The organism is Noviherbaspirillum soli (assembly GCF_015352955.1).
Lineage (GTDB): Bacteria > Pseudomonadota > Gammaproteobacteria > Burkholderiales > Burkholderiaceae_D > Noviherbaspirillum_A > Noviherbaspirillum_A soli.
In genome coordinates this window covers 1-13,845 of the sequence record NZ_JACYOX010000038.1, presented here as the reverse complement: position 1 = coordinate 13,845, position 13,845 = coordinate 1, and the positions used below count along the sequence as shown (strand labels likewise).

Genomic DNA, 13,845 nt, shown 5'->3' with positions numbered 1-13,845 from the left:
AACAACGATACCGGAGACACCATGCCCTTCATGCGCAATCACGCCGTTGCCGCCGTCCTGGCCGCCGGCGGCCTTGTCCTTTGCAGCCACGCCCTTGCCGTGGTCGTCACGCTGCCCAGATACAACGTCAGCTTCGATAACGTGTCGGTGTCGGGCCTGTCCTCGGGCGGCTACATGGCGGCCCAGATGCATGTGGCCTATTCGAAGACGATCAGGAAGGGCGCGGGCGTGATCGCCGGCGGGCCGGTCTACTGCTCGCAGGGCAATGTCAGCATCGCCACCGGCCCCTGCATGGCCGACACCGGCTCGCGCAACCTGCCCTACCTGGTCTCGACCGTGAACACCTGGTCGGGCAATGGCTACATCGACCCGACGTCCAGCCTGGCCGCGTCGCGGGTCTACCTGTTCTCCGGCACCATCGACTCCACCGTGCGCCAGCCGGTGATGAACGACCTGCGCTCGATGTACGGCAACTATGTCGGCAGCGCCAACATCTATTACAAGAACACGCTGGCGGCCGAGCATGCGGTGCCGACCGACAGCAGCGGCAATGCCTGCAGCTACAACGGCACGCCCTATGTGAACAACTGCAACTTCGACGCCGCCGGCGAGATCCTGAAATGGATACACGGCACGCTCAACGCGAAAAATACCGGCACGCTTTCCGGCAGTTTCGTCAATTTCGACCAGCGCGCCTACTGGGGCAACGGCGACCCCACCAGCCACGGCATGGCCAATGACGGCTGGGCCTATGTGCCGGCCAGCTGCGCCGCCGGCCAGCCCTGCAAGCTGCATGTGGCCTTCCATGGCTGCAAGCAGAATGCCGCCACCGTGGGTTCCCAGTTCTATGCCAACGCCGGCTACAACCGCTGGGCCGACAGCAACAACATGATCGTTCTGTATCCGCAGGCCGCCGCCACCTATGCCAATCCGAACGGCTGCTGGGACTGGTGGGGCTATGACGACGTGAACTTCCCGGCCAAGAGCGGCGGCCAGATGGTGGCGGTCAAGACCATGATAGACCGCGTCGTGAGCGGCAACGCCGCCGCGCCCTATGCGTGCGCGTCCTGGTACAACAGCAATTACTGGCATGTGTACTACGGCCGCGCCTATGCCTACAACGGCAACGTGTACGCGACCAACTCCAACCAGTACCTCGGCTATTACTCCACCGCCGCCTACACCAGCGTGCGCCGCACCTCGGCCGGCTATTACGCCTACGGGAGCTGCCCGGCGTGAGGCGTTGGGCTGCGCCAGGCCGGCCTGAGGCGGGCCGCCGATGAAGCCGGTGCGGCTGACCATGGCGCCGTGCCGGCTGCATTTCGCCTCGCCGGTCTGGTACGCGCTGCTGGTGTCGGCGATGTACCTGGCGCTCTTGAACCAGCGCTTCTGGCGCGAGGCGGTCGCCCTGTGCTGGCGCGGCAATGCGGCCGACCTGCCATTCCTGCTGGCCCTGTTCCTGCTGCTGCTGACGGGCTTTTCGCTGGCGCTGCTGCTGGTGCCGGGCCGGCGGCTGATGCATGCGGCAAGCGGCATGCTGTTCCCGCTCGGCGCCATGGCGGCCTATACCGCCGACAGCTACGGCCTGGCCGTGGACGCCGGCATGGTGCGCAGCCTGGCGCATGCCACCCGCGGCGAAGCAGGCGCGCTGCTTGGCCCGCGCCTGCTGCTGTATGCGCTGCTGCTGGGCGTGCTGCCGCTGTTCGTGGTCGGCTCCAGCCGGATCACGCCGCTGCCGCTGCGCGAGCACCTGCGGCACCGGCTGCTGTTCTGCGGCGCCGCCCTGGCGCTGGCGATCCTGCTGACGGCCGCATTCGCCGCGCGCTTCCAGGCGCTGCTGGGCTCGCCTGCGCCCTACCTGCTGGTGCCGGCGGCGGCGCTGCAGGGCGCGGCGCGCTATGTCGCCTCCGACCTGGCATCGTGGCGGCCTGGCGGTCAAGCCATGCCGGCCGACCCGCCGCAGCGCCTGCCGCCTTCTCCGGGGAGCCGTCCGCTGGTGGTGTTCCTGGTGGTGGGCGAGACCGCGCGCCATGCCAGCTTCCAGCTTGGCGGCTATGACCGGCCGACCAATCCGCTGCTGTCGGGCATGCCGGGGGTGCATTATTTTTCCAACGTCACCTCATGCGGCACCACCACTGCGGTGTCGCTGCCCTGCATGTTTTCGCCGCTGGGCCGGGAAGACTACACCGTGGCCGGCGCGCGCGCCCTGCCAAACGCGCTGGAGCAGCTGGCCGCGGCCGGCGTGCGGGTTGCCTGGCGCGCCAACAATGCGGGCAGCGCCGGCATCAGCGCGCGGCTGCCCACGGTCGCGTTCCGGGCGCTCTTGCCTGACCCTGCGCTGTGCGACGCCACCGCCTGCCTGGACGAAGCCATGCTGGCCGGGCTGGACCAGGCGCTGGCCGGGGTCGACCGCGACAGCCTGTTCGGCTTTCACCAGATGGGCAGCCACGGGCCGGATTACTTCCGGCGCTATCCGGCTGCGGCGCAGCGCTTCAGCCCGGCATGCCGGCGCCAGGAACTGGCCGATTGCAGCGCCGAGGAAATCCGCAATGCCTATGACAACACCATTGTGTATACCGACCGCTTCCTGGCAGCCCAGATCGCGCTGCTGGAAAGCCGGTCCGACCGCTTCGACAGCGCGTTGCTGTATGTCTCCGACCATGGCGAGTCACTCGGCGAGGACGGCGTCTTCCTGCACGGCGCGCCGTATGCCGCGGCGCCGCAGGAGCAGAAGCGCATCCCCCTGCTGCTGTGGATGTCGGACGGCTATCGGAAACGCATGGGCATTGCCGGCGACTGCCTGGCGCCCCGGCTCGACCCGCCATTAAGCCACGACAACCTGTACCACACCCTGCTTGGCATGATGGCCGTCCGCGACCGGCATTACCGCCCCGCCATGGATCTCCTGGCTGGCTGCCGCGTCAGCGACTGATGCGGCGCACAAGGGAAACGCAAAATCCTTGTCGAAACGCCAAGCAAAATGCGATAAGCTTTTTACAATACTTTTCCAAGCATCCGAATGCCACACAGGGAGAGATTGTCATGCTGAAAGTCCAGTTCGCAATTGCCGTCATCCTGGTCTGCATGCTGCCGGCAGCCCACGCGTGGAATGACAGGCTGCTGGGAGAAAACTGGGAACTGGCGCGTCGCGAGCAGCGCGAGGCGGCATCCACCGGCGGCCTGTCCCTGAACCTGAAATCGAGCTGGCGGCAGGACATGGAAAAGTCCGGCGTATTGAGCCGCACCGGCCCCTACCGCTTCGCGCTGCCGCTGGCTTCGCTCGGCGGCGACAACGGCCCCAAGCTGCTGATGACCTACCTGCCGCGGGCGCGCGACGGCCTGGGCTCGGACCGCAGCGTGATGCTGTTCCTGCGCATCAACCTCGATTAACACCAATCACTATCCATAACGTGCCAGATGAAACGGATGGATTTTTGCGTATGGCAAGGGCGTAGCCGGGAATTCGGGCGGCATTGCCGCTCGCCGGCGAGCGGCGCCGGCTTGCCAGCCGGTGCGCGCGCTGCAAGCGGGTGAGGAGTCAATAGCCCAGCTATTGACGACGACGATCCCAACGCAGCCAGACGGAAAAGCCGCCGTTTCATGGCACGTTATGGGTGGGGATTGGTATAAGCCACCTGCACCGCTTCGGCCGCGCCCGGCTGCTTCAGCATCGCCCGGAACGAGGGCTGCCGGGCCAGCAGTTCTTCCACCGTACCCACGTCCTGCACCCTGCCGCCATCCATCAGCACCACCTTGTTGAAATGGTGCAAAAGGCTCATGCGGTGCACCGACGCCATCACGCAGGCATCCGGGAAGGCTTTCGAGATGCGGCCCAGCACGGTTTCCTCGGTCACCGGGTCAAGCGCGCTGGTCGGCTCGTCGAGCATGATCAGCGACGATGAGGACGCGGCGAGCAGGCCGCGCGCCAGGCACAGCCGCTGGCGCTGGCCGCCGGACAGGTTGAAGCCGCGCTCGGTGATCGGCGTCTCCAGGCCCATGGCCATGTCGGCCGTCACCGCGTCGAAGCCGCTGGCATGCACCACCCGGGCGATCTCGGCGTCGCTGTGGGCGCCGGACAGGGAAATGTTTTCCCGCACGCTGGCCTCGAACACATCGGCTTCCTGCGGGATCAGGGTGGCGATGCTGGACAGATGCCGGGTGCGGCCGTACGCCTGGCCATCGACATCGAAATGCTGCTGGGTCGGCGCATAGTGCCCGGCCAGCACCCGCATCAGCGTGCTCTTGCCGGAACCGCTGTGGCCGATCAGGGCGACGCGGTCGCCGCGCTCGATGGCCAGCGACACATGGTGCAGGCCGGCCGGCGCCTGGGCGGCGGCATTGTCGCTAATTGCCGGATGCTCGTAGCACAGGCCCTTGACCGCCAGCTTCTGCCAGCCGGCATGCACCGGCTCGCCGGCGGCCGGCATGTCGGCCGCGTTCAGGATGGCGTCGGCGCTGGCGACGTCGGTGCGGGTGCGGGCAAAGGACTGGAACTTGTCTGCCGCCGACAGCACCACGCCGCGCGCCTGCTGCGCATACTGGTGCACCAGGAACACGCTGCCCAGCAGCACCACGCCGCCGCTGTTCTTGCCCGGCCAGGCGGCTGCCACCACCAGGCCCCAGGTCAGCACCAGCGACAGCAGGTCGGCCGCGCACCACTTGGCTTCCACCAGAACAATGCTTTTTTTCAGCGGCACGAACACGTCGGCCAGGCGCTGGTTCACCAACTGGCGCGAACCCTGCTGCATGCGCAGCGAGAACACGGTGGAGACATTGCCCAGGAAGTCCAGCATCTTGGCCTGGTACTTGCGCTCGGCGGCGTTCTCCGCAGTGGCCAGGCGCATCAGCGTGCCGTCGAAGCGGTGCATCAGGCAGCCCACGCCGATATAGCCGAGAAGCGCCAGCGAACCGAGCAGCGGCGAGAACAGCACCAGCGCCGCCGCCGCGCCGACGAAATGCACGGCGCTCTTCAGGTAGGTGAACTGGCTTTGGGCGAAGTTGTAGAGCGCCATGCTGGACTGCCCGATGCGCTGCTGCACGTCGCCGGAATGATGGCGGTCGTGCCAGGACATCGGCAGGCGCATCAGCTTGGCATACAGCGCGTCGGTGAACTGCTGGCGGATGCGCAGCGCGACCGTGCGCTCGCCGACCCGGCCCGGTCCGTGCAGCGCCCAGGCCAGCAGCGATACCGCCAGGATGGCGCCGACATAGCCGCCGGCATGCAGCAGCGCGCCACTGTCATTCTTTTGCAATGCATTGATGGCCTGCGCGGCCAGCCAGGGCGATACCAGTTCCAGCAGCGCCGCGCCGGTCAGCATCAGGCCGACCAGCACCACCTTCAGCCGGGCGCCGGCGGCATAACGCCAGAGATTGCGGTAGAGACCGGCGCCGGCCGGGGCGGAAGAAACATTGGGAGGCAGCATGTGAGGCGAGAATGAAGAAGACGGCGGCAATCTTAATCAAGGGAAATAAGTGCCGGCGTAACAGCTTGCAACAAGGCATGACAGCCAATGCACCGCGCCGTGTCCGGCTACAGACCGATGACGGCTGTAAATTGCCGTACGGAACTTACATTTCATTACAAGATCGGGCGCATTGCAGACCGCTGACGGCCATCACGGGCCATTGCATTGCAATGTCATCCTGCTGAAGCCGCGCTGTCACGCCGGCGTAGCAAAGCCTGGCTAGGATGCGCTGGTCAAAACAGCCGATCGCCAGCCATGCGCTTGCCAGCCACCGCCGCTTATCCCGATGCGCGCTTTTCCCGGATTGTCCTGTCGGTCGCTTCCACACCGGAAGAGATCCGCGAAGTGCAGCGGCTGCGCTGCAAGGCGCTGGCCCATGCGATGGGCATGGACCCGTCTGCAGCGCAGCACAGCCTGGATGAAGACGATCTGGATGCGCACTGCGACCACCTGATCGCCCGCGACCGCCGCAGCCTGAGGGTGGTGGGCAGCTACCGCGTGCTCGGTCCGCGCGCGGCGGCGCGCTGCGGCAGCCTGCATGCCGAGCAACTGTTCGACCTCGACCGCCTGCAGCACCTGCGCGGCCGCATGATGGAAGCCGGCCGCGCCTGCATCGACCCCGACTATCGCGGCAGCGGCGTGCTGATGATGCTGTGGGCCGGCCTGTGGGCGCTGATGAAGCGCGACGGCTGCCAGTATCTGGCCGGCAGCGTGTCGCTCAGCCTGGCCGACGGCGGCTACAACGCCACCGCCCTGTACCAGCGCCTGGCGCAGACCCATCTGGCGCCGCTGGAATACCGGGTGGCGCCGCGCCAGCCCTTCGTGCTGCACAAGTGCGAGCCGGGCCATGCGCCGCACGTACCGCCGATGCTGGAAGCCTATCTGCGCGGCGGCGCCTGGATCGCCGGCGAACCGGCCTGGGATCCGGATTACCACTGCGCCGAACTGTTCCTGCTGCTGCCGGTGGATGCGCTGCAGCGCCGGCCCGCAGCCCTTGCGGAGCGGCAGCGATGAGGCACGCGGCCGGAGTTGGGAACGCCGGCGTTCCGTGGTCGAACTGGCATTGCGAAGTCAATAAAATTGTCTATGCTGTTCGTTCGCCGCACCGGTCTCTGCCGCCCCAGTCCGTTCTTCCACAAGGAGCACTACGACATGACGCCCGACATTCTGATCATTCAGGACAACGCTGGTTATCACTTGCTGCATGGCCACCTGCATCTCGCGATGGCCCTGTCCAGTTCCGGCAAGGCGGTGGTTGAAGTGCCCGACCACGGCCGCGTGCTGGTAGCGAAAACCCGTGAAGGCCTGGTGGTGGAAAGCGAGGGCGGGCATCTGCCGCTGCTCTACAACTGATTTTCAATCCCGCCGCAACCGCGCTTTCACTTCGCTTTAGCCGTACGGCGACCGAGTCCAGCCAGGCGCCTCGTGGTCCGCGGCACCGCCGCATCGGCATTTCCCGCCGGCATTTGCTTTGCCCGATCCGCTGATTGCAAGCAAAACCCCTCTTCGCCTTATCTGCTTTAATCAGGCATGATTACCACATGGCATCATGCGCTTTCTGATTGAACTCGCCATTGCCGCCTGACACCACATAGGTTGCCGGCCTTGCGCCGCCTCCCCCCACCGCACCAGGCCGCCGCGGCCGGACCGCATCGTCAAGAGGACTGATTGAAGAAGCCCAACCCGCCCCATCGGCATGGCCTGTTTTTGAAACCCGCTGTCCTGTGGTCCGGCTGCATGGCGCTGCTGCTGGCCGCCGCACCGGTTAGCGCTGCCTACAAGGTCGAGCTGGAAGCGCCGAAAGCCCTGCGCGAACTGCTGACCCAGCACCTGGACCTGATGCGCTACCGCGAACGCGAGGACATCAATGCCGACCAGCTCAGGTTCATGGTGGAAACCGCGTCCGAGCAGGTCGGCGAACTGGCGGCCACCGAAGGCTATTTCTCGCCGGTGTCGACCGTGAAGATCGACGACAGCGTCGAGCCGCCGGTGGTGCGCATCAATGTCGAGGCAGGGCCGCGCACCAGCGTCGCGAAAGCCGACGTGCGGGTCAGCGGCCCGGCCAGCCAGCAGGCGCCGCAGCAGGTGGCGCGGGTGGTCGACGAATGGCCCCTGAAAGCCGGCGCGCCGTTCCGCCAGGAAGACTGGGCCAATGCCAAGGAAGCCGGCCTGCGGGTGCTGCAGGAGCGGCGCTACCCGGCCGCCAGCATCGCCAGCTCGAACGCCGCCATCTACGCAGACCGCAAGGAGGCCGAACTGGCCGTCGACTACCAGAGCGGCCCGCTATTTACGCTCGGCGGGCTGCGCATCAGCGGCACCGAGCGCTATCCGGAAAGCATCATCCGCAACGTCAACCCCCTGAAGCCCGGCGAGGAATACGATGCCGGCCGGCTGCTGGCCCTGCAGCGCGCGGTGCAGCGCACGCCCTATTTCAGCAACATCGTGGTGGATGTGGCGCGCGACGCCGCCGATCCCGCGCTGGCCCCGGTCGACGTGAAGGTCACCGAATATCCGACCCAGCGCATCCGTTCCGGCGTCGGCTACGCCACCGACACCGGCGCCCGCGTCGAGGGCCGCTACAGCCACAACAATGTGTTCGGCCGCGCCTGGGTATTCGACGGCCAGGCCCGGGTCGAACAGAAACGCCAGAGCGCCAAGCTGGACCTGGCGATGCCGCCCGACGGCGGCGCCTGGGTCAACAGCGTGAATGCCGCGATCGAGCGCACCACGCTGGAAGGCGTGGACCTGCGCAGCCGCCGCGCCGGCGTGCGCCGCGCCCGCAGCACCGACACCGACGACTATGCCTACACGGTCCAGTACTACCGCGACCAGCTGACCCGGATCGACGGCGCCGACCTGCCGGCCAACGTGATCACGCCCGAAGGCAGCCACCAGGCGCTGGTGGCGGGCTTTGCGCGCACCCGCCGCAAGGTGGACGATCCGCTGTTTCCGCGCAACGGCTATATCGCCTCTGTGGAATTCGGCGTGGCGCTCAAGGGCCTGCTGACCGACCAGACCTTCTTCCGCACTTACGGCAAGCTGCGCCGCTACTGGCCGGTGGGCGAGCGCGACCTGGTGCTGGTGCGCGGCGAGCTCGGCGCCGTCATTTCCAAGGGCGGCAATGCCGCGGTGCCGGCCTCGCTGCTGTTTCGCGCCGGCGGCACCGAGTCGGTGCGCGGCTATGACTTCCAGAGCATCGGCAATGTCGAGGGCAGCACCGTCTATCCGACCCGCTACCTGGCGGTGGCAGGCGTGGAATACCAGCGCTGGTTCAATGCCACCTGGGGCGGCGCGCTGTTCTACGACGTCGGCACCGCCACGGACAGCTGGGGCGACAAGGAGCTGTTCCAGGGCGTGGGCGTCGGCGCGCGCTATCGCAGCCCGGTCGGCCCGGTGAATGTCGATCTTGGCTACGGCATCCGCAACCGCACCTTCCAGCCCCACCTGTCGCTGGGCGTGGCGTTCTGATGGCGGCGCCGGGGATCGACGGTCAGAAGACCGCGCCCGCCACACGGGCGGGCAACAACACGCCGGACAACAAGGCGGGCAGCAAGCCCGCGCGCAGGCGGCGCTGGCCGGCGCGGCTGGCCATCGGCTTGCTGGTGCTGGTGCTGCTGCTGGCCGGCGCCGCCTACAGCCTGGTGTTTACCGACTGGGGCGCGCGCAACAGCTGGAAGCTGGCGACCCGCGCGCTGTCCGGCGCGCTGTCGGGCGAGATCGTCGGCGGCAGCCTGGCGCACGGCCTGGACCTGCGCAATGTCCGCTGGGGCAACCAGACCACCACGGTCACGGTCGACCGTATCCATGGCCGCTGGCAGCTGTCGCTGTCGCCGCGCAAGCTGACCATCGCCGCGCTGGAACTGGGCAAGGTCGATGTCACGGTCCGTCCGTCGAAGGAGCCGTCCGAGCCGGCCAGGCTGCCGGCCAGCATCCACCTGCCGCTGGAAATCGACCTGCAGAAGCTCGCCATCGGCAAAGTGGCGATCCACCAGGGCGAAGCCACCACCACCCTCACCGACCTGCTGCTGCATGCCGGCTCCGACCGGGTCCATCACAGCCTGACGCTGGAAAAGCTGGGCACGCCCTGGGGCGCGGCGCGGGCGGCGCTGGCGCTGACTGGCGACGCGCCTTTCCCGTTGAACGGCAGCGCCAGCCTGGATGGCGCCTGGCAAAAGCATGATTACCGCATCGACACCACGCTGGACGGCACGCTGGAAACGCCGGGCGTGGCAGTCAAGGCCAGCGGCGGCGGCGCCTTGCGCGCCGAGGCGCGGATCGAGGCGACGCCGTTCGCGCCGATTCCGTTCCGGCGTGCCAGGGTGGCGGTCGAGCACCTGGACCCGCGCCTGTTCAGCGAGACCGCGCCGGAGGCCGACCTGCGCATCGACGCCGACATCGCGCCGGTTGCGCAGCCCGGCGCGGCCATGCCCGACCTGTCGCAGCTGCGGGTCGCGGGGCCGATCACGATCACCAACGCCAGGCCCGGCGCCATCGACCAGCAACTGCTGCCGCTGGTCTCGCTGAAGGCGGAGGCCAGCCTGACGGCCGAGGCACAGCAGCTCACCGGCGTGGAAGCGGCGCTGCCGGGCGGCGCGCGGCTGGTCGGCGGCGGCGAGCTGCGCGCCGGCGGCAACGGGGAATTCACGCTGCAGGCGCGCAATCTCGACCTGCATGCGCTGCACCGCGCGGCGCGGCCGACCCGGCTCAACGGTCCGCTGAAGGTGGCGCTTGCCGGCCAGAACCAGCAGGTGCAGCTGGAACTGGAAGGCGCGCCCTTCCTGATCCAGGCCGACGCCAGCATCACGCCGCAGCAGGTCGAACTGCGCAGCGCCCGCCTCGGCGCCGGCGCGGCGCGGCTCGACGCCAGCGGCACCCTGGGGCGGGACGAGGCCGCCGCCTACTCAGTCAAGGGCAAGCTGGCCAGCTTCGACCCGGCCGCCTTCCTGTCCACCGTCCAGCCGCCGCCGGCCAAGGGCGCGGCGACAAAAAAACCGGCGCGCGTCCCGCAGGCCGACATCAACATGAGTTTCACCGCCGAAGGCAGGCTGCAGCCGGAACTGCTGGCCAACCTGCGCTTCGACATCCAGGACAGCAGCTATGACAAGCTGCCCATGAGCGGCGGCGGCACCCTGCAGCTGGCCGGCCAGCAGCTGCCGGCCGCCGATGTGCAGCTGCTGGTGGCGGGCAACCGGGTCAGCGCCAAGGGCGGCTTCGGCGCGCCTGGCAGGCAGCTGGCCTTTGCCATCGACGCGCCGGCGCTGGAGCGGCTGGGCTTCGGCCTGGCCGGCCTGCTGAATGCCCAGGGCACGCTGGCCGGCACGCTGCAGCGCCCGACCGTGCAGGCCGATCTGCAGGCGAAACAACTGGCCTTCGGCGAATACCGGCTTGCCCAGCTCACGGGCCGCGCCGACATGCGCGGCGTGCCCGGCGAGGACCCGGATGCCAGGGTCCGGCTTGCGATCAATGGCCAGGGCGTGAAGGCCGGCGCGGTGCAGCTCGACCGCCTGGACGGCGACATCGATGGCACCTATGCCAGCCATGCCATCCGTCTGCAGGCCGACGGCCGCGTCAATGGCAGCGCCGCCGCCGTAACGCTGGCGGCCAATGGCGCGCTGCGCCAGGAAAAGGCCGGGCTGGGCTGGGAAGGCACGGTGCGCACGCTGGAAAACCGCGGCGTGCCGCGCATCTCGATGAAGCAGCCGCTGGCGGTGCGCGCCGGCCCCGGCCAGGTGACGCTGGGCGCGACCAGGATCGACATCGAGAAGGCGCTGGTCAGCCTGGACAGGCTTGACTTCAGCAGCGACGGCCCGCTGCGCTCGCAGGGCACGATCAGCGCGCTCGACATGGGCCACCTGCTGACGCTGTGGAAGCAAATATCCGGCAGCGAGCCGCCGGTGAAGACCGACCTGGTGCTGGACGCGGCCTGGAACTTCACGCTGGCCGACAGCGCCTCCGGCTTCCTGCAGATCGAGCGCAAGAGCGGCGACCTGCAGCTGCCGGCGGCGGCGCGCAGCACCGCGCTGGGCCTGCGCCAGCTGAAGCTGCGCGGCGACTTCGCCGGCGCCGCGCTGCGCATCAATGCAGCGCTCGACACCGCGCGCTTCGGCAACGCCGCCGCGCAGGGCCAGGTCGGCCTGCAGCCGGATGGTGCGCGCCTGACCGTGGGGCCGGACTCGCCGCTGTCGGTGCGCGTGAATGCCGCGCTGCCGCAGCTGTCCGCGCTGGCCGCATTGACCGGGCCGCGCATCGCGCTGGACGGCAAGCTGGCGGCCAGCATCACTGCCGGCGGCACGCTGGGCGCGCCGGTGCTGTCGGGCGAGATCAACGGCAGCCAGCTGGCGCTGACGCTGTACGACCAGGGCGTGCGCCTGCGCGATGGCGTGGCCAAAATTATCCTGGCCGACAATGTCGCCGAGCTGCGCGAGGTGGTGTTCCGCGGCGGCGACGGCGTGCTGCGCGCCACCGGCCGCATTCCGCTGGACCAGGCCAGCACCGACATCACCGCCACCGTGGTGGCCGAGAAGCTGCAGCTGCTGGCCGACCCGTCGGCGCAGCTCACCCTGTCCGGCCAGGCGAAGCTGGAAAACGTCGGCCGCCAGCTCCAGGCCACCGGCAAGTTCAGGGTCGACCGCGCGCTGTTCAACCTGCCCGAGAAAAGCGCGCCCAAGCTCGACGACGACGTGGTGGTCTACCGCAACGGCGCCAAGCCCAGCACCGAGGGCAGCCGCGCAAACCCGGCGGAAAAACCGTCCGGCCCGTTCTCGCCGGTGGTCGATGTGCAGGTGGACCTGGGCGACAATTTCCGCTTCAAGGGTTCCGGCGCCGACCTGCGGCTCGACGGCGCGCTGTCGGTGCGCACCGGCCCCAGCCAGCCGCTGGCGGCCTATGGCACCATCCGCATCCCGGAGGGCAAGTACGAAGCCTTCGGCGCGGTGCTCGACATCGAGCGCGGCCTGCTCAACTTCACCGGCCCGCTGACCAATCCCAACATCAACATCCTGGCCATGCGGCGCCGCCAGGAAGTCGCCGCCGGCGTGCAGGTCACCGGCACGGTGCAGCAGCCGCGGGTGCAGCTGGTGTCGGAGCCGAACGTGGCGGACGAGGAAAAGCTGTCCTGGCTGGTATTTGGCCACGGCGGCAGCGGCGGCGGCACCAATGCCCAGACCGCAGCCCGCAGCGCGGCCACCGGCTTGCTCAACAAGCTGGGCGGGGACAAGGTGGCCAAGCGCATCGGCCTGGATGAACTGTCCTTCGGCAAGAGCGCCTATGGCATGGGCAGCGAGCAGGTGGTCAGTCTCGGCAAGAACATCAGCGAACGGCTGGCCATCGGCTATGAACAGAGCCTGGCCGGCGCGGCCAGCGTGTTGAAGCTGACCTACCAGTTGAGCCGCAGCTGGTCGGTGGTGCTGCGGGGCGGCCAGGTGGCGGGGCTGGACCTGTCCTATACCAGGCGGTTCGACAAGTTCGGCGAGATCAGGGGCCCGCGCTAGGGTGGCCGGCGGGCCTGTCAGCGCCACGGCGGTCGGGGGGCGTTGCCGCGGCATGGCGACCAGGGTGCGGACGGTCGCTGGGGTGTAATCCCCCGCAGGGGCATTGCGCCTGGCGAGGGGCAGAAACAGTTGCGGTTGCAGTTGCAGTTGCGGTTGCGGTTGCAGTTGCAGTTGCAGTTGCGGTTGCAGTTGCAGTTGCGGTTGCAGTTGCAGTTGCGGTTGCAGTTGCAGTTGCAGTTGCAGTTGCAGTTGCAGTTGCAGTTGCAGTTGCAGTTGCAGTTGCAGTTGCAGTTGCAGTTGCAGTTGCAGTTGCAGTTGCAGTACGCGCAGCGACAGTTGCGGTTGCCGTTGCAGTTGCAGTACGCGCAGCGACAGTTGCCGTTGCTTTTGAAGTTGCCGTTGCAGTTGCTTTTGAAGTTGTCGTTGCAGTACGCGCAGCGACAGTTGCAGTTGCAGTTGCAGTTGCAGTACGCGCAGCGACAGTTGCGGTTGCCGTTGCAGTTGCAGTACGCGCAGCGACAGTTGCCGTTGCTTTTGAAGTTGCCGTTGCAGTTGCTTTTGAAGTTGTCGTTGCAGTTGGGTCCCGTTGAGCGCGCCGTGACGTCGGTGCGTGGAGCGGGAAAAGGTGCGGCGTCTGTCTGAGCGCCGCGCAGCGGAGCGAGTTTAGCCGCGCCCCGCTCCATGCACCGACGGCACGGGAACCCCCGCGCAGCGGGGGCGCGATCACCGGGTCGCCTTTTTTTGGTTACTTTTTTTGGCGAAGCCCTCTATGTCAGGCTAGTTGTCGCATCCACTGATATCCAACAACCTGGAGGGCGATAGCGAGTGAGCAATGAAGAAACGACATCCGGAGCCAGTCCGGGAATGGGCCATACAGCAAATCATGTTGC

At 67.8% G+C, this 13,845-nt stretch carries 9 protein-coding genes; 8 read left to right on the top strand and 1 reads right to left on the bottom strand.

Annotated features, from left to right (window positions below):
- Positions 1 to 21: 21 nt before the first annotated feature.
- From IGW04_RS21160 to IGW04_RS21150, 3 genes are all read left to right on the top strand, one after another.
- Positions 22 to 1,239 carry an extracellular catalytic domain type 2 short-chain-length polyhydroxyalkanoate depolymerase gene (locus tag IGW04_RS21160; protein WP_228527290.1) on the top strand — a complete coding sequence of 406 codons (1,218 nt, stop codon included), beginning with the start codon at positions 22 to 24 and terminating at the stop codon, positions 1,237 to 1,239.
- Between the two features lie 40 nt (positions 1,240 to 1,279).
- Positions 1,280 to 2,932 carry a phosphoethanolamine transferase gene (locus IGW04_RS21155; RefSeq protein WP_194715088.1) on the top strand — a complete coding sequence of 551 codons (1,653 nt, stop codon included), beginning with the start codon at positions 1,280 to 1,282 and terminating at the stop codon, positions 2,930 to 2,932.
- 110 nt (positions 2,933 to 3,042) lie between these two features.
- On the top strand, positions 3,043 to 3,390 hold the full coding sequence (locus tag IGW04_RS21150; RefSeq protein ID WP_194715087.1) for a hypothetical protein: 348 nt from the start codon (positions 3,043 to 3,045) through the stop codon (positions 3,388 to 3,390).
- Between the two features lie 218 nt (positions 3,391 to 3,608).
- Here the strand turns inward: IGW04_RS21150 and IGW04_RS21145 are convergent, their stop codons facing one another.
- Complete coding sequence (locus IGW04_RS21145) at positions 3,609 to 5,423, bottom strand: ABC transporter ATP-binding protein (protein WP_194715086.1); 1,815 nt, start codon at positions 5,421 to 5,423, stop codon at positions 3,609 to 3,611.
- A gap of 297 nt (positions 5,424 to 5,720) precedes the next feature.
- Here IGW04_RS21145 and IGW04_RS21140 point away from each other — a divergent pair, with 297 nt between their 5' ends.
- The 5 genes from IGW04_RS21140 (at position 5,721) to IGW04_RS21120 (ending at position 13,597) form a co-directional block, all read left to right on the top strand.
- On the top strand, positions 5,721 to 6,479 hold the full coding sequence (locus IGW04_RS21140; RefSeq protein ID WP_194715085.1) for a GNAT family N-acetyltransferase: 759 nt from the start codon (positions 5,721 to 5,723) through the stop codon (positions 6,477 to 6,479).
- A 72-nt stretch (positions 6,480 to 6,551) separates the two neighbouring features.
- Entirely contained in the window at positions 6,552 to 6,818 is a 267-nt protein-coding gene (locus tag IGW04_RS21135; protein WP_194715084.1) for a hypothetical protein, read from the top strand.
- Positions 6,819 to 7,133: 315 nt separating this feature from the next.
- Positions 7,134 to 8,933, top strand: coding sequence for an autotransporter assembly complex protein TamA (locus tag IGW04_RS21130; RefSeq protein WP_323744890.1), 1,800 nt, complete (start codon positions 7,134 to 7,136; stop codon positions 8,931 to 8,933).
- Positions 8,933 to 12,955: a translocation/assembly module TamB domain-containing protein gene (locus IGW04_RS21125; protein WP_194715083.1), complete on the top strand. Its 4,023-nt coding sequence runs from the start codon at positions 8,933 to 8,935 to the stop codon at positions 12,953 to 12,955. Before IGW04_RS21130 ends, IGW04_RS21125 begins: the two co-directional genes overlap by 1 nt.
- Before the next feature lie 129 nt (positions 12,956 to 13,084).
- Positions 13,085 to 13,597, top strand: a complete 513-nt coding sequence (locus IGW04_RS21120; RefSeq protein WP_194715082.1) for a hypothetical protein — start codon at positions 13,085 to 13,087, stop codon at positions 13,595 to 13,597.
- Positions 13,598 to 13,845 lie beyond the last annotated feature (248 nt).